This window comes from Ureibacillus chungkukjangi (assembly GCF_044795995.1).
GTDB classification, from domain to species: domain Bacteria; phylum Bacillota; class Bacilli; order Bacillales_A; family Planococcaceae; genus Ureibacillus; species Ureibacillus chungkukjangi.
In genome coordinates, this window is sequence record NZ_CP085009.1 from 2,903,316 (window position 1) to 2,925,262 (window position 21,947).

General features: G+C 32.6%; 17 protein-coding genes and 1 pseudogene. 8 read left to right on the forward strand and 10 right to left on the reverse strand.

What is annotated here, in order from left to right; translation table 11 throughout:
- Nucleotides 1–114: 114 nt before the first annotated feature.
- Nucleotides 115–2,049, forward strand: coding sequence for an LTA synthase family protein (locus tag LG296_RS14480; RefSeq protein WP_107935039.1), 1,935 nt, complete (start codon nucleotides 115–117; stop codon nucleotides 2,047–2,049).
- 209 nt (nucleotides 2,050–2,258) lie between these two features.
- On the opposite strand, the gene LG296_RS14485 is transcribed toward LG296_RS14480, so the two are convergent.
- The gene (locus LG296_RS14485) at nucleotides 2,259–2,807 is read right to left on the reverse strand and encodes a recombinase family protein (protein WP_107935040.1); all 549 of its coding nucleotides are present in this window, start codon (nucleotides 2,805–2,807) and stop codon (nucleotides 2,259–2,261) included.
- Nucleotides 2,808–2,898: 91 nt separating this feature from the next.
- On the opposite strand from LG296_RS14485, the gene LG296_RS14490 reads away from it, so the two are divergent.
- From LG296_RS14490 to LG296_RS14500, 3 genes are all read left to right on the forward strand, one after another.
- Complete coding sequence (locus LG296_RS14490; protein ID WP_285842486.1) at nucleotides 2,899–4,332, forward strand: SulP family inorganic anion transporter; 1,434 nt, start codon at nucleotides 2,899–2,901, stop codon at nucleotides 4,330–4,332.
- Nucleotides 4,333–4,344: 12 nt separating this feature from the next.
- Nucleotides 4,345–4,764: a universal stress protein gene (locus LG296_RS14495; protein ID WP_107935042.1), complete on the forward strand. Its 420-nt coding sequence runs from the start codon at nucleotides 4,345–4,347 to the stop codon at nucleotides 4,762–4,764.
- An 83-nt stretch (nucleotides 4,765–4,847) separates the two neighbouring features.
- The gene (locus LG296_RS14500) at nucleotides 4,848–5,786 is read left to right on the forward strand and encodes a hypothetical protein (protein ID WP_107935043.1); all 939 of its coding nucleotides are present in this window, start codon (nucleotides 4,848–4,850) and stop codon (nucleotides 5,784–5,786) included.
- A gap of 100 nt (nucleotides 5,787–5,886) precedes the next feature.
- On the opposite strand, the gene LG296_RS14505 is transcribed toward LG296_RS14500, so the two are convergent.
- From LG296_RS14505 to LG296_RS14545, 9 genes and pseudogenes are all read right to left on the reverse strand, one after another.
- Nucleotides 5,887–6,603, reverse strand: a complete 717-nt coding sequence (locus LG296_RS14505; RefSeq protein ID WP_107935044.1) for a hypothetical protein — start codon at nucleotides 6,601–6,603, stop codon at nucleotides 5,887–5,889.
- 2 nt (nucleotides 6,604–6,605) lie between these two features.
- Nucleotides 6,606–8,312, reverse strand: a complete 1,707-nt coding sequence (locus LG296_RS14510; RefSeq protein WP_107935045.1) for a site-specific integrase — start codon at nucleotides 8,310–8,312, stop codon at nucleotides 6,606–6,608.
- A 27-nt stretch (nucleotides 8,313–8,339) separates the two neighbouring features.
- A complete protein-coding gene (locus LG296_RS14515) occupies nucleotides 8,340–11,687 on the reverse strand; it encodes a hypothetical protein (RefSeq protein ID WP_107935046.1) in 3,348 nt (1,115 codons plus the stop codon).
- Complete coding sequence (locus LG296_RS14520; protein ID WP_251399493.1) at nucleotides 11,668–12,981, reverse strand: site-specific integrase; 1,314 nt, start codon at nucleotides 12,979–12,981, stop codon at nucleotides 11,668–11,670. The genes LG296_RS14515 and LG296_RS14520 overlap by 20 nt, the downstream gene beginning before the upstream one ends.
- Before the next feature lie 179 nt (nucleotides 12,982–13,160).
- Nucleotides 13,161–13,295 (reverse strand): annotated as a pseudogene (locus LG296_RS14525) (DUF72 domain-containing protein); the annotation flags it as partial.
- A 192-nt stretch (nucleotides 13,296–13,487) separates the two neighbouring features.
- Nucleotides 13,488–14,558, reverse strand: coding sequence for a sulfate/molybdate ABC transporter ATP-binding protein (locus tag LG296_RS14530; protein ID WP_107935048.1), 1,071 nt, complete (start codon nucleotides 14,556–14,558; stop codon nucleotides 13,488–13,490).
- Nucleotides 14,559–14,570: 12 nt separating this feature from the next.
- Nucleotides 14,571–15,449: a sulfate ABC transporter permease subunit CysW gene (gene cysW, locus LG296_RS14535; RefSeq protein ID WP_107935049.1), complete on the reverse strand. Its 879-nt coding sequence runs from the start codon at nucleotides 15,447–15,449 to the stop codon at nucleotides 14,571–14,573.
- A gap of 12 nt (nucleotides 15,450–15,461) precedes the next feature.
- Nucleotides 15,462–16,298 carry a sulfate ABC transporter permease subunit CysT gene (gene cysT / locus LG296_RS14540; protein WP_107935050.1) on the reverse strand — a complete coding sequence of 279 codons (837 nt, stop codon included), beginning with the start codon at nucleotides 16,296–16,298 and terminating at the stop codon, nucleotides 15,462–15,464.
- 99 nt (nucleotides 16,299–16,397) lie between these two features.
- Nucleotides 16,398–17,423, reverse strand: coding sequence for a sulfate ABC transporter substrate-binding protein (locus tag LG296_RS14545; protein ID WP_107935051.1), 1,026 nt, complete (start codon nucleotides 17,421–17,423; stop codon nucleotides 16,398–16,400).
- Between the two features lie 395 nt (nucleotides 17,424–17,818).
- Between LG296_RS14545 and LG296_RS14550 the strand changes: the two genes are divergently transcribed.
- From LG296_RS14550 to LG296_RS14565, 4 genes are all read left to right on the forward strand, one after another.
- Nucleotides 17,819–18,520 carry a phosphoadenylyl-sulfate reductase gene (locus LG296_RS14550; RefSeq protein WP_107935052.1) on the forward strand — a complete coding sequence of 234 codons (702 nt, stop codon included), beginning with the start codon at nucleotides 17,819–17,821 and terminating at the stop codon, nucleotides 18,518–18,520.
- A 29-nt stretch (nucleotides 18,521–18,549) separates the two neighbouring features.
- Nucleotides 18,550–19,689, forward strand: a complete 1,140-nt coding sequence (sat, locus tag LG296_RS14555) for a sulfate adenylyltransferase (protein WP_107935053.1) — start codon at nucleotides 18,550–18,552, stop codon at nucleotides 19,687–19,689.
- An 18-nt stretch (nucleotides 19,690–19,707) separates the two neighbouring features.
- On the forward strand, nucleotides 19,708–20,304 hold the full coding sequence (cysC, locus tag LG296_RS14560; protein WP_107935054.1) for an adenylyl-sulfate kinase: 597 nt from the start codon (nucleotides 19,708–19,710) through the stop codon (nucleotides 20,302–20,304).
- 166 nt (nucleotides 20,305–20,470) lie between these two features.
- A complete protein-coding gene (locus tag LG296_RS14565) occupies nucleotides 20,471–21,946 on the forward strand; it encodes a spore germination protein (protein ID WP_107935055.1) in 1,476 nt (491 codons plus the stop codon).
- Nucleotide 21,947 lies beyond the last annotated feature (1 nt).

Sequence of the window (21,947 nt, forward strand, 5' to 3'; positions counted from 1 at the left end):
AGTTTTTTTAGAGTTTACCAAAGCTGATAATTATGTATGATTGAAGAAATTTTTAGTAAGGAAAAATAGCAAAACTTTACTAGTATGATAGCTATAGTTGCAATGGAGGTATATATGAATACAATAATTCAAAAAAGTCAGAGTATGTTCAGTAAATATATTGTCTTTTTCATTACGGCCGTTATTTTTCTATGGATGAAGACATATATAGTTCAATTAAAGCAATTTAATTTAGGAGTAGAAAACTCAATCCAAGAGTTTCTATTATTTCTAAATCCTTTAGGCTCCTCTATCCTGATTTTAGGAGTGGCATGCATATTTAAAAAAAGAAAAAAATACATTTGGTTAATTGTTATTGATTTTCTCCTATCCTTTCTTTTATACGCTAATGTTCTATATTATCGATTTTTTAACGATTTCCTTACATTACCAACTATATTTCAAACACAAAACTTTGGAGATGTAAGCAGTAGTATATCATCACTTTTTAGACCATATGACTTTTTATTCTTTATTGATATAGTTGTGTTAATTCTCTTACTTACTGTTAAATTTGTTAAAATCGAAGCAATTAACATGAAGCGTCGAAACGTAGTGGCAATAATAGTTGTTGGTTTAGGTATTTCAATTTTAAATTTGACCTTAGCAGAAGTAGATCGTCCTCAATTATTAACAAGAGGTTTCGATCGTAATTATATTGTGAAGTATCTGGGGATGTACAATTATACGATTTATGATGCCGTTCAAACTACTAAAGCATCTACGCAAAGAGTTTTGGCAGATAGTGATGATATTACAGAAGTGATTAACTTTACGCAGGCTAATTATGCTGAATCTAATCCGGAATATTTTGGAGTCGGTAAAGGAATGAACGTGATTCTAGTGCATCTTGAATCTATACAAGAATTTTTAATTGACTATAAGTTGCATGATGAAGAAGTTACTCCATTTTTAAATTCATTAACAAGAGAAGAACATACGATTTATTTTGATAATTTTTTCCATCAAACAGCACAAGGGAAAACTGCTGATGCTGAATTTATCCTGTCTAATTCATTATATGGTCTGCCACAAGGTTCAGCCTTTACAATAAAAGGCTTAAACAAATACCATGCTGCTCCGGCTATTTTAGGACCGCTGGGTTATACTTCGGCAGTATTTCATCCAAACAAAGGAAGTTTTTGGAATAGAGATGAAATATATAAATCTTTTGGATATGATAATTTCTTTGATTCAAGCTACTATAATATGATTCCTGAACAATTAGCTGATTACGGACTAATGGATAAGCCATTCTATGAGCAATCAATTCAAAAATTGGAGTCCTTGCCCCAACCATTTTATTCGAAGTTCATCACTGTATCACATCATTATCCATATAAGATGAATCAAGAAGAGGCAACCATTGGACCGCATACAACTGGTAGTAAATCAGTGAATAATTATTTCCAGACAGCTCGATATGCTGATGAAGCTTTGGAGCAATTTTTTACTTACTTGAAGGAATCTGGTTTATATGATAAATCCATTATCATTATGTATGGTGACCATTACGGTATATCTCAAAATCATGATGCAGCTATGGAACAGGTGCTTGGCAAAGAAGTAACACCGTTTGTTAGCAAGGCTGAGTTACAGCGAGTACCATTGTTTATTCGGGTGCCAGGTATAGAAGCTGGAGTGAGCCATCAATATGGTGGACAAATCGATATTCTACCGACAATTCTTCATTTATTAGGAGTTGAAACAAAGGACTACGTACATTTTGGAACAGACTTATTATCCAAAAGTCATGATGAACTTGTTCCATTCCGAAATGGTGACTTTGTAAGTCCAACCATTACATTTGTTGATGGGAAATTTTATGACTCGAAAACAGGCTTATTATTAGCAGAAGAACAATTAGAAAAAGCAAAGGCATATCAGGAAATGGTGCATCGTAAATTAGAACTCTCGGACCGAGTCATCAATGGAGATCTACTGCGTTTTTATACTCCTGAAAGCTTCATGCCTGTTGAGCGTTCTCAATTTGACTATAAAGTGAAATAAGAACCTAATACGTAGAATAATGATAGATAAAAAAGCCTTCAATTGAAGGCTTTTTTATCTTATACAGTATTGTTGGATAGTATCCATTTTAAAATAATTTAATTATAGATTAACAGGATTATAATTATAGTAAGTGAAAGCGAATAATAAAAACCACACTTTCCACATGAACTTACAAAAATTCCATTGGGTAGTGTGGTTTTTACTTGTTATTTATTGTCAGCAGATTCTAGGTAACGATACAAAGTGGATTTACTTATTCCTGTTTCATTTTTTATATCATGCAGTTTAAATCCTGCATGATACATTGAAATTGCTTTTTGGATGCTATCATCTGATTTTTTAGGTCTACCAAATGATTTACCATTTCTTTTTGCTTGATCCATACCTATTGTTGTTGATTGTTTCACTATATCTGTCTGGAATTGCAGTATATGAACCATTAAATCATTTAAGCGAATGTTCAATAACTCATTACTTTTAATATCTTCATTTATAAAACGAATGGTTACATCATCTTTTTCACACACTTTTAATAGTTCAGAGAGATGTCTTGACGAATCAGCTAAAACAATCATTCTTTCGACGAAAATCATATCTCCTGGTTCGATTTTCATGAGTAATGCTTCTAATTGTGTTCTTTTCTTAGGAGAACCATGTTCCTCATAGTAAATTTCATCACACTTTTTATTTAAAGTTGTATGTTGTTTTTCTATTTTTTTATCATCGTACAATGGTCTTATATATCCGTAGATCATTTTAATCGCTCCTAACAAAGTATCCGGAAGGGTTCCTTTTTGGGAATATGGGTGTTATACTAATTAAAGAATTTTAGAAAAGGAGTTTATCATGCAAAATTTAAAACAACAATGGTTCGGTAATATTCGTGGAGATATCCTCTCAGGGATTGTAGTTGCCCTTGCTTTAATTCCAGAGGCAATCGCCTTCTCCATTATTGCTGGCGTTGACCCAATGGTCGGTTTATATGCATCCTTTATAATCGCTGTTGTAATTGCGTTCGCTGGTGGAAGACCAGGGATGATTTCAGCTGCTACAGGTGCAATGGCTTTATTAATGGTTCCGTTAATTCGAGATTACGGATTAGACTACTTATTAGCTGCAACAATTTTAACGGGTGTTATCCAAATATTATTTGGAGTATTTAAAGTTGCTAAGGTTATGAAGTTTGTCCCTAATGCTGTAATGATTGGGTTTGTCAATGCATTAGCAATTTTAATTTTCATGGCCCAAATAGAACATTTTATTGGTATTTCAACCATGACATATGTGTTTGTAGCAATTACATTAATTCTATTATACACATTACCACGCTTCATTAAAATAATTCCAGCCCCATTAATTGCAATTGTTGTATTAACAGGGGTAGCAATTTATAGTGGATTTGATTTAAGAACTGTAGGAGATTTGGGTTCAATTACTCAATCATTGCCGTCATTCTTTATCCCAGATGTTCCTTTTAGCTTTGAAACGTTACAAATTATTTTCCCATATTCACTTTCACTTGCGATTGTTGGTTTATTAGAATCATTACTTACTGCACAGATTGTAGATGATATGACTGGAACAGAAAGTAAAAAAAACCAAGAAGCTCGTGGACAAGGTATAGCTAACTTTATTACAGGTTTCTTTGGTGGAATGGCAGGATGTGCGATGATCGGTCAATCTGTGATTAATGTGAAATCTGGTGGCCGTGGCAGATTATCAACTCTAATTGCAGGTATATTTTTAATGTTCTTGATTTTAGTACTTGGTGATTTAGTTGTTCAAATTCCGATGCCCGTTTTAGTAGGTATTATGATTATGGTAAGTATCGGTACTTTCGATTGGAGTTCGTTTAAATATTTAGTAAAGGCTCCACGTACTGACGCAATTGTTATGTTAGCTACTGTAATCATAGTAGTCTTTACTCATGACTTATCAAAAGGTGTTCTTGCAGGGGTACTTTTAAGTGCAATTTTCTTCGTTGTAAAAATTTCAACAGTGAAAATTACCAAGGATGGAAATCGTTTTATCGTTAATGGGCAACTTTTCTTCGCTTCTACAGACGGATTTGTCGATTACTTTAAGAAAGCAGAAATTCAAGAAAAAAACATACAAATTGATTTCTCTAATAGTCGAATTTGGGACGATTCTGGAGTAGGTGCTTTACTTAAAGTAATGGACTCATTAAAAGAAAAAGGTATTAACGTTGAAATCGTAGACATAGATGCTTCAAGTAAAAAAATAATGGACAAATTGGATGGTATTTTAACATCCCATTAAAGGAGGATTTTTATGTATAAACATATTTTACTGGCTTCTGACGGATCAGAGAACGCAGTTCGTGCAGCAAAAGAGGCCGTTAAAATTGCTTCATGTACGCAAGATTCAGTTATAGATGTAATATATGTCGTAGATTTTGATAAATCAAAATCAGACGTATTACATTCTGGTTCAAGCGAGGCAATAGATATTGAACGCCGTAAAAAAAATTCAAAAGTTATACAGTTCCTTAATGATGCAAATGTTAACTATAAGACGACTATACTACATGGTAAACCAGGACCGGAAATTGTAAAATATGCCAATGATAAAAAGGTAGACCTTGTTATAATCGGTAGTCGAGGACTTAATGCATTACAAGAAATGGTACTAGGTAGTGTGAGTCATAAAGTAATGAAACGCGTTAATTGTCCAGCATTGATTGTGAAATAATAAATAGTTTGTAAAACAAAAAACCGAAATTTAATAAATTTCGGTTTTTCTTTATTATAAAATATTTTTATAGGAGGTTTGCAATGATTGTAATTGATAAGCTCGACGGAATTGATGAATCCATAATAGAACAAATGAAAGAAGGGTTAGAAAAGTTAATTATTGAAAGCTTTGCAAAGGTTTTAAATCTATCCAGGTTGGACTATTTATATTTTCCTAATGATTTTGACAAAGCTGTAATAGATTTTCAAGTAGAACAAAATATGGCAGAAAGAGGTTCCACTAACAATGAAATGGGAACAGCTTTTGGAAAGACAATGGAAGTTGATGTTAATGGACAATTAAAAGATAGAGTGTTCCTTCGAAAAGAAATTTTATTACACCTGTTTTTTGGAGAAGACAATACCAAGTCAATTTCACTTAATACCATACATCATGAACTATGCCATGTACAAGAACATTATGACTTAGCAAATATGGTAGAATTCCAAGAGGAATTAGACGTTGAATCTCCAACTTTAGATAGTGTTTTAAATGCTCATGCGATGAATATATTTAGCGAATATATTGTTCCGAAAATGGCTGTTTCTACTAAGGGAATAGATAACATTATAAAACCGGAATTCATAGAAGATATATTAAACTATACACAAGAAGAAATAGATCGTGTAATTGAAAGTCATGAGAATGAAGAGTTAATCATATATAAACTTTTTGGTGAAGTGCAACTCAAAACAAGTCATTTATTAAAAGTTCTTTCTACCACTTTAGGAGAACTAGATGGGATTGAAATAGAAACTGCATTAATTATAGAAAAACAGTTAGATAGTCTAATAAGTAATTATAATTTAAACCATTGCTGGCTCTCTTTAAAGTCAGCACTAAGAGGTTTAAATGAAACATATCCAAATTGGAAAAAAGTCGAAGAAATAGAACCTTTAAAAGATTGTATTTTGGAAACATGGAATGTCTATGGTATTTATCCTGAGAAAAGAGGAATAAAAATCCACAAAAATAGCTGAATTAAAAATTGGTTGATTTTTGAGGAATAAAACAGCTTGTAATTTAAACATCAAGCTGTTTTATCCTTTTTTATCAATTCACTTGTTTTGTTCCTAAATATTACGTTCTATATCTACTTTTAATCTTATTTGATATCTTATTCCCTTCAGTTATCTCCACAATTTTACTATTCTGTTTTTTTTCATTTTGCAAACTCTGTTCACTGTACCAATTAATAAATTCAGTGGGTCTTTCGAACATTCCATTTAATGCTTCTTTAACTAATTCTGATTCTTCTTCTCCTATTTCTAAAAAATTTATGATTGGCACATTCTCAAAACTACTAAATCGAAATATTTTAAAAAGAGTGTCCTCTAAAATTTCTACACGTTTATTTAACGTATGATTATTTTGTTTAAGCTTCATCATTTGTTCTTCTAGTTTTTTATTTGCTATCTTAAACTTGTTTTCTCGTTGAATGCTATTAAAAAGTTCTTTTTCAATAGGTATTAGTTCATTCAGTAGAGTATTTATATCTCCATTATTTTTATAAATGACATCACTTACACTTGGTATAAGTATTTTACTATCTTCTGAAGTATCAAGCTTATGTCTAAAGATTTCATTTGCCTCGTCAATCTTTATTTTCCCTAAGCGACCTTTTTTTCTCCAAAAGTCATCACTCATTGAACTTTTAACTCTTCCTTCTTCATATAATTCCTTGTTAAAACGAAATACTTCTAGATATTCTATTCTACCCATTTGATTCTTCTCTGTTTTATACAGACCAATAATTTCTTCTACTTCTTTTTCAGAGAGAGTAAGCTTTCTAGCCATTTTTAAAATTCACCACCAATATTTAACATTTCAATACTTGCAAGCTCATATATCTCTTCTTTTAATTGTTCAGCTTTTGTTTTCATCAAATTAAACGTGCTTGGATTTCTCCTTGTAATTTCATCAGATAAGATTTGCTTGTGAATATTTATCAAAAATGTCTGTAACTCATTAATATTGCTTCTTTTTTTTCTTAATTTTTCTTTTATTAAATGTTCTTTTTCTAGAATTTCTTTTGGAGTTATACGCCAATGACTACATCCATAAATACATTCATTTGTTTCACAAGTTTGATCCTTATCAATACAAAAACCTATGTCTAAATCATGTTCTTTCTTTTTTCCATTAGGTATACCAAGATAAGCCACTAATTTTATTGTATCAGGGATATAATTTACATTATCGGATTTTGAAATTCCCACAGAATACTTAAACTTTTTCATTAAATTGAAAACCTCTGAATCTACCCAATACTCAGTATGAAATGAATAGTGATATTGTGCCGTGATTGTTTTATGACCACCTAAACGAGCTATTTCAATAGGGGATATACCCTGCATCATTAGAGAACTAAATGCTATATGTCTAGTTAAATTAGGTGTGAGTCTATTTTCATATGGAACATATTGATTATACTTTTCTTCAATTATATTCTTATAGAATCTTCTTAATAACTGTGATAATATTCCATTATGAAAGTATGTAGTATCTGCTTTTAAGCTACTACGATTACCTCTTTTATCTGCAAAAATTAATGCTCTATAAGAGATTAAAGTTTCAGAATGGCCATATGGATCCGTTAAATCAATATAATCCTTTATTAAAAAATATATCTCTTTTGTTACCTCAACTATATCAATTATTTGTATCCTGTTTGGGTTAAAATCTTCTTTACTCCTAGGTAATCTAATTTTATATTTATTATCCTCATATATTAGGCAATCCCTAGTTATTAAGCAAAATTCAGATGCCCTTAATGGTATTATTGTTGTCAACTTCCACCAAATGATAATGGGGTAATAAAAAATTTTTTCATCTAATGAAGCTTGCATAAGCCTTAAATAACCATAATATTCTTCAATGTAATGTGAAAAAATTAATATTTCTTTTGCAGGTGGAAGGATTCTAGCTCTTGTCTTTTCTCTAATTTTACTATACATTTCATTTAATTTAGGAGAATAGCTATCGCTTACTGGTATATCTGTATAAATAAAAAAATTTATTAAGCTTCTAATAAAGCTCTTCTTTGTTTCTTCCATTACTTTATCCCCAGTAGTCGTTTTAAAGTTTTTTATACTCCTAATTAAAAAATCTACTTTATTTTCTTGAAATCCATTACTTAATTCTAATGCTCTTAATAAATCAGAATATCCCTTTTTAGCAGTAATTGGATAGACTTTAGTTAATAGTTCAATAATCCAACATTTTGTAATTAACTTAATATCCTTAGGAATATCTGGAAACTCTTTATATTTTTCTATCAATGAAAAGTCTAAATAGATTTTAACTCCTTTTTGAAGATGGCTCTCCAACTCCCAAAAATCCTCTTCTATTGAAAATAAATAGAATCCAGTGTTTTTTTTAAGAATATCTAATTGTTCCATTGCCCTTGATACTGCTAAGTCTAACGAAAACAACTCCTCAGGCAAGGAGGGTATTTCTTCATCCAGGTGAAATTTGGTGTAATCTTCCAAATTTAAATTTCCCAATTTAAATCACAACCTAAACTATATATTTTATAAGTAACCTTCAATCCCTGGTATTTCATCTAATTGAAGTAATAAATCAAAGAATCCCTTCATTTCACCATCAAAAAACTTAAATACTTCTATTTTTCCAAATTTATCTATTGCTTCATCTAATAGATCTAACTGAAAAGAAAGTATATTTGAAATTCTTTTTTTCTCTGCTGATAAAGCGGAATTTTCAAAATCCTCTTTGAAATTAATTATTAATTCTTCAATACTGCTTGTTAAGGAAGAAAGAGCATAAAAATTTGGTATAGAAAATGGGCAATTCTTACATGACAATCCTCTTTTCTTACAACCATCCTCTGAATATAAGCATTGATAATGTTCTTCTTTACTTGGAAGTAAATTATTTTGAATACTAAATAAAAAGTTTGTTGCTTCTTCGAATCCCATAGATAGAATTCTATTAGCAACTAATTTTTTATCAGCAGTAATAGAGTTAACATACCCAGAAGTTGCTTCAATTTTTAGTACGTCACCCAGTTTATTACTTAGTACCTCAATTTCCGATGTTCTTTGTTCTCTATTAGTTAACTCTCCAAATATGACTTCTGCAATTAGATTAGGTATGAATCCAAATTCTTTTCTTTGAAATAACTGACGTGATAGATGATCAATTTCCACTTGAGGTATATCAATATAAATATTTGTAGTTTCAAAATCTTCATGTGACCTTAGTCTCTGAGCTATTTCAAGTGCAGCACTACTTTTTCCTTTTTTCACTAATAACACATATAAATAAGACAATAGAGATCTATTCATTTTTCTACTTCTAAAAACAAATTCAGTATCATAAAATTCAGCAAAAAATTCTCTATGTTTTATTTCGTTAAATACCTGGTTCTTATTTGAAAAGTTTATAATGTGATTAATTTTCTTTTCCTTAGAATTTGATAATAGCCCCATTTCAATTTTTCTTGTTCTTATTTCACATAAAATTGCAGCAGTAGCAAAAGAAACTCTTAAGTCATCTGAGCAAAAGAAATGTGAAGTAGCTTGAGTTTTGGATACTTTTATATCTTTACGAATTATTTGATTAACTACTAAATTAGCTTGCGAATCCGATAGATTATTATCTATAAACCACTTCTCATCAAAATTCAAATCGTGTAATTCCTCTAAATTTATACGTGGTATATTATGAATAACATCTGAATGTCTCCATGCATTGTTCATATGTACTAATACATATAACCAAGAAGATGAATAATTAGAGTATTCTCTATCATTTACATTGCTAACATCTGAGATAGCTTTCATTTTATGTAATTCGACATTATTAACATAATTAAATAGTTCTTGATATTCAGCAAAATCATATATTCCTTTTTCAATTTGTTCGCTTGAATAATTATAAGGGTTAGTAATCCAATCAAATCTAAATACAGGTTTATTGTTCATTTTCAGAACAGCATAATATTCTTTCAAGAATGTATGTAAGTACCTTTGTTGACTAACAGTAACTTTATTTATATTAAACAATTTCAAATTAATCGAGTTTGCCGTTAATTCATAAAGCTCCTTTTCTTGAGTAATACTAACCAAATGAGAAGTACATTTAACAAACTCTGACACCATTCTAGTCGTTGTTTTAATACTGCCAGTAGTTAATTGTAATTTATCTACGCAAAAGTTGTACCATTGCTGTTTGGTATACAAGATATTTTCCGAAAAATTTATTTCTAGAATTACTTGGTATCTTTTAAAGGCCTCGACTGGGTCTGAATAATCAATTTGTGAGATTTGTTTTCTTAATATATATTCTTTATAAATTTGATTAACAGGTTCTTTTAAATAAAAGTTTTCAACTGATAATGCATCATCGAATGCTGTTCTAATTAGTGTGTTTCCTTTTAAAATAAATTCTCGCATTTGATGTTTATAATAAAAAGTCCCAAACATTTTCCTTATCTCTCTATTAGAATAATACTTCTCTCTGTATTCTAATTGCCGTACTTTTAAATCATGTATTTTGTCTTTATCAAAATAAGCAACCATTTTATTTGTAATAACCGGCTTAAGATTTTCTTCATCTAACAACTTGTAATAGGTACTCACCGTTAAATTTAGTAATTTTATAACTTGTTGCTTTGAATAATAGTTATCAATATTTAAATATTTTTTAATTATATTCTCTATTTTTCTTTTACGATAAAATTGATGATTCCTAGATTGACTAAATGTAATATTTTCAATACCATATTCTTTTGCTAATCTTACAACTATTGAATATGATAAATTGTGTGTCTCTGTAAGGTCATTAAGAGATACATGATCTTCTAGAAAACGGTAAACATCGCTTTTATTTATTAAATCTGTATAGCCATGTACAGGTTTATTTAAATTTACTACTCTAAATAATGTATTATATTCATATATTTTCGACCTAAATTTACTTATATTCCCAGGTCTATAACCTATAATTTTTTCAGCTGCGTCATGAAAAGGCATATTCACTTCAAATAATTTTGTTATATATGTAAAGTATTCTCTAAAAGACTTTAAAGAAATATACATATATCCATCTGTACCATTAATATATTCAATATTTCCTTTAAGTGCCCATGCTCTTATTACATTTTGATTTTTATTGTGAAAATCTAAGCTTTCAGCTTTACCTAAAGTAATGTAATCTCCATTAGCTAATAAGGATTTTTTAGATATTAAATTTGCTACCCAATCAGTTGGAAAGTATGTTAAAGAAGACCGTCCAATATTAACAGCCTTTACATTTTCTCGTTTTGCAATAGCAAATATAACTCTATTTGGTATTCCTTTAATTTCTTTTATCTTCTTTATAGAAATATGTTCCCTTAAGAATTTCTCGATAATATCATAAGAGTTAATAGGCATATAAATTTGTATATCAGTTAAGTAAATATCATCTTCTAAATTAAAATACTCTTTAAATTTAGAATAGTGAAATAAAGAAAGATTTAAGTCCTTTAGAGCCTCAATTCTTTTCTTGTATTTTCCATTAATAATATTTAAAAATTTTCTTTCGACATATAATTTTTCTCTCCAATTTTCCGTTTTCACAATACCTTCTTTAGATAGTTTTATTATCCCTTCTCTAAATGGTTTAATTGAAGCATCGCGAGACATTCCAATTTCGCCCACAAAATCTCTAATAAATATGTACTTTTCATTTAATAATTTTTCTTTTTCTATAAATTTGTTTAATGAATTAATATTTATTAAGCCTTGATCATTAATTTCAATTAGACCTTCCTTAACGAGGTTTAGTATCTTACTTTGAGAATAAGGAATTTCTGAAAGATTGCCCGCTTGAAAGGGGGTTAAATATCTATATCTATTTCCATTTTTTTTCACGTTTTAAAACACCATCCTTCCAATGCGTTTTAATTAAATCTCTATCAACAACTCCAAACATTTCTTTAGGAGTATTTTTCAGTTCATTTAGAGCATCTATTAGAGCCTTTGAAGTTACTTTTTCGTCAACATATTTAATAACTGTATCTGTACTCGTATCACCACGTGCAATTGCAACCTGTGTTATAGACAATCCCATATCCAATAAAAAGTTTGTAAAATTACCTCGACCAATATGAGATGACCAGTAATTGTTACTAAGTAATTGCCAATCATCAAATCTTCCAGGAGTCGATTTTAGTTCTTTAAGAAATACCTTTTTAATCTTATTAAATTTTTTGTCCCAACTTGAACCAGATATCGCATTACCATCATTATTAATAAATAAGGCTTGTGTTTGTGCTTTTTCTTGGTATTTATACCACTGTTTCATATGAAAATCGTATAAATCCCATAATAAATCATTATCTAAAATAGTCTGTTGAGCCATATTTACTTTAAGATAATTTAATCTTTTAGGGTTTTCTTTAGTAGTATCTTTTAGGTGACCAAATAAAATGTTCCTATTATCTCTTATTTCAACATAAAGAGATTCCCTGTATTTTGCTTTTAAATTATCTTTTATCAAATTTACTGCTTCTCCACGTCGTATTCCCCCATAGAATTGTAGAGCTATTCCAAATGCTATTTCCGGCGCAATCTCTTTTGCTTTTAATATAAACTCATTAACCAATGAATATCTATTGTCCCCAAAATCCTTTAATTTTGACATTAAATTATGGCTTTTCATTTTATTACTAGGAAATCTCGTTGAAAACGCAGAGTGACGAAAGGGGGATTGTATAACTAGATTCTTATTATTATCAAGAAAAGTCCTCATTTCAAACTCGGGCGAGATAATCTCTTTTTCAAATAAATATTGATAAAAAACTTTCAAGTAGTTTTCACTGTACTGTACTGTATTTCTTGTCTTGCCCGACTTTGTTAAAAAAGTAATATATTTGCTTCCATGTATGTACTTTAACTCCTTCAATCCACCTTCTTTAAGTGTTATAAAATTTAGATCTTCATTTGAAACCCTTTCTAATATATAGTTTAAAAATCTACATATTACTCTAGCAGGTGCTATTTGAGAGTTGACTGACTTTCCTGAATACTCATATTTGACTCTTATAAAATCAGTTATTGGGTGCGGGAACACTATATCATTTATCAAATCTTTAATACCTATATTCACAGTTCTAATAGTTGTTACATTATTATTAAACACTTCTTTGGTTTCTGTTTCTTTCACTACATATTTATACCTACCACAAGTAAATTTCTCCAAGGATCTCCCTCATTTAAAAGAATATTCCGAACAATACCATTTTACCCACATTTCTTCTAATTGGGCAATTAAAAAACCCCTTGTTTTCAAGGGGTTGAGTATAAATCGAATTAAAGATAACATATTGCCCATTTCAATACCTATAAAGCGTAAAACGATGTATCTAATTCCACTATCGGAAAATGGCCACTATAGTCAAAAAGCTTATCTCTTCGAGTTGAAGTTGTACTATATATCGAGGGATGATCCCCCCATCCAGTTAATCCAATTTTTATCATATTTTATTCCTCTATTTTACCTTATTTTCATTTTCTTTATGTATTCCCCATAAATTCTCTAAGTAAAATTATAAACGATTTAACTTAGAAAATCACAGCTCTACATCTAGAGATTAAGGATGGGATTTTTACTTCTAAAGATAAAAAAAGCTCGATTACGCTTATGGCGTAAATCGAACTGTTTAATACAGCTTAGATTGAATAATCCTCAGGAATAAACACTCTCAGCTGTTTTGGTCTGATATAGACAGTGTCTCCATTTTTTATGTGTAATTGTTTATAGTGTTCCTTTGGTATTTCAGCTTCTAGATATTCATCGACATCCTCACGCTTTAGTTCGATTTGTACAATTGGGCCTACCATATGGATATGCACAATTTTAGCAGCCACTGATTCATTATTAAGCTGCTCTTTTTCAATTTGAATATCATGTGGTCGAACATAGCCTACAGCATCGTCATGAGAATCTAAGTAAGTTGGTACATCTATTTCAAATTCCCCTTGAGTTAGCTTTCCTTTATGCAATCGACCTCTAAATAGATTTACGTTCCCTAAGAAATCATAAACAAAGGGACTATTGGGATGCTCATACACTTCTTCCGGTGTACCAACCTGTTCAATTTTTCCGTTATTCATCACAATGATTCGATTAGCAACATCAAGTGCTTCCTCTTGATCGTGTGTTACAAAAATACTTGTTACATGGAATTCATTGTGAAGTTTACGTAGCCAGCGACGAAGCTCTTTTCGTACCTTTGCATCTAAGGCGCCAAACGGTTCATCTAATAACAATACCTTTGGTTCTACTGCTAGTGCTCGAGCTAATGCAACGCGTTGACGCTGACCACCAGAAAGCTGCGAAGGATAGCGATCTGCGAAATTATCCAGCTTCACAAGTGCCAAAAGCTCTGTCACCTTCTTTTTGATTTCTTCCTTTGAAGGGCGCGTTTTACGTGGACGTACCTTTAAACCATATGCGACATTATCAAATACAGTCATATGTCGGAATAGGGCATAATGCTGGAAAACAAATCCAACTTCTCTTTCCTTTGGGCTTACATTTGTAATATTTTGTCCATCGAACAATATCGCCCCTTCATCCAATCCTTCCAAGCCAGCTAAGATTCGTAATAGGGTTGTTTTTCCTGAACCTGATGGCCCTAAAAGTGCAATCAGCTCCCCCGATTCGATATCAATTGAAATATCCTCTAACGCTTGAAATGAACCGAATGCCTTTGAAACATTTTGAATATGAATACTCATTTTTTAACCTCCCTATACGTCTTTTACTTTCCACTCAATAATATTTTTTATAATAATCGTAATAATTGCTAGAATCGACATGAGTGAAGCAACTGCAAATGCTGATGTAAATTGATATTCGTTATACAAAATCTCAATATGCAGTGGCATCGTATTTGTCATCCCTCGAATATGGCCAGATACAACAGACACCGCTCCAAATTCTCCAATTGTCCGCGCGTTACATAATATCAATCCATATAATAATCCCCATTTAATATTTGGCAGCGTCACTAAGAAGAACGTCTTCCACCCACTTGCACCTAGGGAAATGGATGCTTCCTCCTCGGTAATCCCCTGCATTTGCATTAAAGGAATAAGCTCTCTTGCTACAAATGGGAATGTGACAAACATCGTTGCTATGACAATACCTGGCAATGCAAAAACTATTTTTATATCATTTTGAAATAGCCAATCACCAAATACGCCTTGAGCACCAAATAATAAGATAAAGACTAACCCGGCAATAACCGGAGATACAGCAAAGGGTAAATCGATTAATGTAATTAATACGTTCTTTCCCTTGAAGGAGAATTTCGTTATTGCCCATGCTGCTACGATTCCAAAAATTGCATTTAGAGGCACAACAATTAAAACTACTGTCAATGTAAGTTTAATAGCTGCAAGAGCATCAGGATTTGTAATGGAGGCTACATAGGTTGCCCATCCCTTCTCTAAGGCTGTAACAAAGATTGAAACCAATGGCAAGATTAAAAATAATGATAGAAAAACTAGTGAAATCGTAATTAACGACCATTTAACAAATGCTGACTCCTGTAGAGCATAAGACTTCGTAGCTCCAGAGCGTATTGATATAGAAGATTCCTGCTTCACTTCTAAAGGTTTTGTCATTCCTATCCCCCCTTACTGCACATTAAATTTACGGTTTGTATACCATTGGATTATATTGATAAGCAATAGTAGAGCAAACGAGGTAACAAGCATCACTGTTGCAATGGCTGTTGCTCCAACATAATCGTACTGCTCCAGCTTCGTCATAATGATAAGTGGTGTAATTTCAGTTTTCATCGGCATATTGCCAGCTATGAATACGACAGAACCATACTCTCCTAAAGAACGTGCAAAGGCTAATGAAAATCCAGTTATAATCGCAGGAAGTAGCTCCGGAAAAATTACTTTTGTAAAGGTTTGAAGCCGAGTGGCACCTAGACTCGCTGAAGCTTCCTCAATTTCTCTACTAAGGTTTTGCAGCACCGGCTGTACAGTTCGCACGACAAAAGGTAAGCCTATAAAAATAAGTGCAATAACGATTCCAATGGGTGTAAAGGCAATCTTAAAATCAAAGAACTGACCAATCCAACCATTTGGTGAATATAAGGTTGCAAGCGCAATACCAGCAACTGCTGTTGGTAAAGCAAATGGTAAATCTACTAATCCATCAACGATTCTCTTTCCAGGAAACTGATAACGAACCAACACCCATGCAATAATCGTTCCAAACACCACATTTATTAATCCTGCCGCTAATGCTGTGCCAAAGCTTAACTTATAGGAAGCAACTGCTCGAGGATGTGCTATCGTTTCCCACAATTCACTCCAGCTCAAGGATAATGTATTAAAGAAAACCATTGATAATGGAAGCAGCACAATAACACTTAAATACAGCATTGTATATCCAAGAGTTAAGCTGAAGCCTGGTATGATTGTGTTCCTTTTACGTTTTTTTAATGTTAACTCCATATGTACCTCCTCTAGCCCTTATTAGTTTAATGCTAGTTAAAAAGAGTGTAAGGAAGCTTCCAATTTAGCAGCCTCCTTCTACACCAATATTCTACTTAGTTATTGATAGATTTCGTCAAAGGTACCGCCATCAGCAAAATGTGTTTTTTGAGCTTCTTGCCAGCCTCCAAAATCCTCAATTGTGATTAATTCTAATGATTGGAATTGATCTTTATACTTTTCAAGTACTTCTTCATTTCGTGGACGGTAGTAATTTTTAGCTGCAATTTCCTGACCTTCCTCAGAATACAAGTATTCTAAATAAGCTTGTGCTACCTCACGAGTACCTTTTTTATCTACAACTTTGTCAACAATCGCTACAGGTGGTTCAGCTAATATACTTAAAGAAGGTGTAATAATTTCAAACTCATCTACACCTAACTCATTAATAGATAAATAAGCTTCATTTTCCCATGCGATTAAGACATCCCCAATCTCTCGTTCAACAAATGTTGTAGTTGAGCCACGGGCACCTGAATCTAGAACCTCTACATTTCCAAATAGTTGCTTCATAAACTCCTGTGTTTGCTTTTCATCACCATTAAACTTTTTCTCTGCATAGCCCCAAGCTGCAAGGTAATTCCAGCGAGCCCCACCACTTGTTTTTGGGTTTGGTGTAATAACTGATACATCATCTCGTACTAAATCGTCCCAGTCTTTAATGCCCTTCGGATTTCCTTTACGAACTAGAAAGACCATTGTCGAAGTGTATGGAGACGAATTGTGTTCAAACTCTGTTTGCCAGTCCTCATTTAATAATTGGCGTGATTGAGCAATCTCATCAATATCGTAGGCTAGCGCTAGAGTCACAACATCAGCTTCAAGTCCATCAATCACAGCACGACCTTGCTTACCTGAGCCTCCATGGGATTGCTGGAATGTTACATCCTGCCCTGTCTGTTCCTTCCAAGACTCTGCAAAAGCTTGGTTAAACTCAACATATAGCTCACGCGTTGGATCATATGAGACATTTAAAATTTCAAATTTTCCATCACTACTTACCTGTTTGTCACCACCACAAGCTGCTAAAAACAATGCACTTGAAATAACTCCTGCTAGTAAAACAGATTTCTTCTTTTTTCTCATGTTCTCTTTCCCCCTTTAAATAGTAAAAAGGCTGCATACATCCCCTATTAAAAAATAGGAAACGGTGCAACCTTCAGTGTGTCTGATCGGTACTTATTTTTTTGTGTGCCCTTTAAAAACTGCTGTTGTATTTGAAATTTACAATAATCCAATTTATCCGATAAGTCAACAAGGAATTAGAAGTTTTTTCAAAATTTTAATATTTGAAAATTTAATTTGACTATTTCTATAAAAATAGTATACTTTAAACAAAGATACACAGTCTTTGGAAATTTTTTGGCATACAATATGAATAATAATGCTGACTAGACACACTAGAGGCGTTTTAATATCACCCCAGCTTTTCTTTTGGGTTGTATTAAAACGCCTTATTTTTATTTTTAAGGAGGTACTTTATGCTAACTTACACTAGTTGGGACGTTTCTACGTTTCAATTTGAAGTAGATGAAGTCTATAAGGGTGCATTAAACGTTTTAGAATGGGCTTACTCTCACTATGGCGATGAAGTTGTGTATGCATGTAGCTTTGGTATTGAAGGAATTGTACTTATCGATTTAATCGCCAAGGTGAAGCCTGATGCAAAAATTATCTTTTTAGATACAGACGTACATTTTAAAGAAACCTACGAAACAATCGAAAAAGTAAAAGAAAAATATCCTCTTCTGCAAATTGAACTGAAAAAGCCTGCTATTACTTTAGAAGAGCAAGCACAGCAATTTGGCGAGGAGCTTTGGAAAACAAATCCGAACAAATGCTGTGAGATTCGAAAGCTTACACCACTAAAAGAAACTTTAAGTGGTTCTAAGGCATGGATTTCTGGCTTGCGTCGTGAACAATCTGATACTCGAAAAAATACCGAGTTTATCAATAAAGATAATAAATTTGAATCAGTCAAGATCTGTCCTTTAATCCACTGGACATGGAAGGATGTCTGGCGTTATGTAAGTAAACACAATTTAACTTATAACCCACTACATGACCAAGGCTACCCAAGTATCGGCTGCTCTCACTGTACAAAACCTGCCTTCACTATGGACGATTTACGTTCAGGTAGATGGTCTGGTTCAAATAAAACAGAATGTGGTTTACATGAATAATTGAAAACTAGATTTAGGAGGAATAACTAATGAGCTTACAACCACACGGAGGAAAGTTAGTACAAAATTTCAATCCAAACGAATCAATTGAAAATCTAACAAAAGAAATTCAACTTGATGCTATCGCATTAAGTGATCTTGAGTTAATCGGCATTGGAGCATATAGCCCGATTGAAGGTTTCTTAACAAAGGCTGATTATGAGAATGTTGTTCATAATATGCGTCTTGCTTCTGGAACAGTTTGGAGTATTCCAATTGCTTTACCAGTATCAGAAGTGATTGCAGCTACTTTAGAAATTGGCGAAAAAGTAAAGCTAACTTTCAATGGTGAAGTATATGGTCTAATCGAGGTTAGTGAAATTTACACACCTGACAAACAGGTTGAAGCTCGCTTAGTTTATGGTACAGATGATTTAAATCATCCTGGCGTTAAAAAGCTATTTGATCGCCCAGCCGTTTATGTAGGCGGGAAAACTACTTTAATCAAAAAATCAGAGAAGCAATTCCCTGCTTATAGCTTTGAACCAAGTGAAACGAGAGCAATCTTTGCTAAAAAAGGCTGGGAAACAATCGTTGGCTTCCAAACAAGAAATCCTGTCCACCGTGCTCATGAGTATATCCAAAAGGTTGCACTAGAAACAGTGGACGGTCTTTTCCTGAATCCATTAGTTGGCGAAACTAAGTCTGATGATATTTCAGCTGAAATCCGTATGGAAAGCTATGAGGTATTACTAGACCAATACTATCCAAGGGAACGTGTTCAATTGGGTGTATTCCTTGCTGCGATGCGCTATGCAGGTCCAAGAGAAGCGATTTTCCATGCGCTCGTTCGTAAAAATTATGGGTGCACACACTTTATCGTTGGGCGTGACCATGCAGGAGTTGGCGATTACTATGGCACATATGATGCACAGATCATCTTCGAAAACTTCACACCTGAAGAGATTGGCATTACACCTTTGAAATTCGAGCATAGCTTCTATTGCACTGCTTGCGAAGGTATGGCAACAACAAAAACATGCCCTCATGATGCCTCTGCTCGCATCATTTTATCGGGTACAAAGGTTCGTGAAATGCTTAGAAATGGTGAAATTCCTCCAAGCACATTCAGTAGAAAAGAAGTTATCGAAGTTTTAATTAACGGTCTTCGTAAAGAAGTACATTCATAAACAAAAGAGGTGTAAAGTATGAGCTCAAACATTGTATGGCATGATGCCTCCATCGGCAAAACTGAAAGAAGAGAAAAAAACAAACATCAAAGCTTTATCCTATGGTTCACTGGACTTTCCGCTTCAGGAAAATCCTCAATTGCAAATGCATTAGCAAGAGAATTATTTGAAAGAGGCAACCAAACCTTTGTGCTTGATGGCGATAATATTCGTCATGGCTTAAACAAAGACTTAGGATTTGATGAAGAATCACGTAAGGAAAACATCCGTCGAATCGGTGAGGTTTCCAAGCTTTTCGTTGAGAGCGGTCAAATTGTCCTTACTGCCTTCATCTCACCTTACCAAGAGGATCGTGATGTGGTTCGTGCTTTAGTTGAAGAGGGAGAGTTTATAGAGGTCTTCGTAAAATGCTCTGTTGAGGAATGCGAACGACGTGATCCAAAGGGGCTTTATAAAAAAGCACGCAATGAAGAAATCAAAAACTTTACTGGAATTAGTGCACCTTATGAAGCACCAGTAAATCCTGAAATCATTGTCGATAGTGAGAACTTCTCTATTGAGGAATGTGCACAACAATTGATCGAAATTTTAGTAGAAAAACAATATATCGATTAAAAAATAAGCTGTTCAGCTGTCTAGAAATTAGACAAATTGAACAGCTTTTTTTGACCTTTAATATCCAATAAAACAAAAAACTAAACTCTTTAGCCATTTTTGTAATTTACGTATAAATTCCTCATTCCAGTGAAATTCTAAGCTAAAAAGTGGAGTTGAGAGGAATATGGAAGATCTTACAACTTTAAAGAATAAAGCGATTGACTCCAATTTAGAAGATACAATTGAGATTTTAAAAAAATTCTATTCAGTACCATTAAATCAGGATATAGTCATCCGAAATTTTTCGATTAGTGGATTAGATAAAAAAGCTACAGTCATCTATATCAACAGTATTACTGATAGCGAGAAGATAGAAGAACATATCATTAGACCGTTGCTAACAAATAATAGCACTGAAAAAAAGCTTGAAAACATAAGCCCTGCACAATTATTAAACACACATGAAAATTTCTCAAATATATTACAAGACATAAATAACGGAAATACAGCACTTCTTATCGACGGTGAACCTAAAGCCTACATTTTTAGTAGCAGTAAATTTCAAGGAAGAAGTGTTGAAAAACCTTTAAATGAAGTTGTCGTAAATGGACCTAAAGAAGCCTTTAATGAGAATGTGATTGACAATATTTCATTATTAAGAAAAAAAATAAGAAATGAGAATCTTATTTTTGAATCCATCACTATCTCCAAAAACTCAAACAACGTTTTATATATTGTATATATGAAAGATTTAGCAGACGAAAAATTGCTCCAAAATATTAAAGATAGAATTAACTCCCTGGACATTAATTCTATACAAAACCTTTCGTTACTTGAGCAGTACATTGAAGATAAAGTGAAATCTATTTTTCCGACTATATTAAGTACAGAACGACCAGACCGTGCAACTTCCTTTTTAGAGGATGGATATATTGTTTTATTAATGGATAATTCCCCAGATTCTTTAGTATTACCAGCTACTTTTTGGTCATTTTTCCATAATTCTGAGGACCATTATTTACGCTTTATATTCGGGAATTTTATTCGTTTATTACGACTTTTAGCTCTACTTATCACCTTATTTATCTCTGCACTGTATATCGCGATAACGAATTATCATGTGGAAATGGTACCCACCGATTTACTTCTCGCTATTTCGGCAACTCGTGAAGTAGTACCTTTCCCGACAATTATCGAGATACTCATGATGGAAATAGCCTTTGAGCTAATTAGAGAGGGTGGTCTACGTGTCCCTAATCCAATTGGGCCAACTATAGGGATTGTAGGTGCTCTAATACTAGGACAAGCTGCGGTCGAAGCTAATATTGTCAGTCCTCTAGTAGTTATTATCGTTGCCCTTAGTGGGTTGTGTTCGTTTGCAATAGGTGACATGAAATTGAATTTTTCTGTTCGATTATCAAGATTTCTCTTTATTGCTTCTGCAGCTATTTTTGGGTTTTATGGAATGACTGCCGTGTTAACAATTGGGATATTCTATTTAGTTTCGTTCTATTCTTTCGGTGTACCCTATTTAGCCCCTATGACGCCAAAATATATCTCGTCAAAGGATACTTTTTTTAGAAAAATCTTAAAAACAGAACAATATAGACCTGGTTACTTAAAACCAAAAGATATTGTGAAAAAGAAGGAAAGTCAATAGA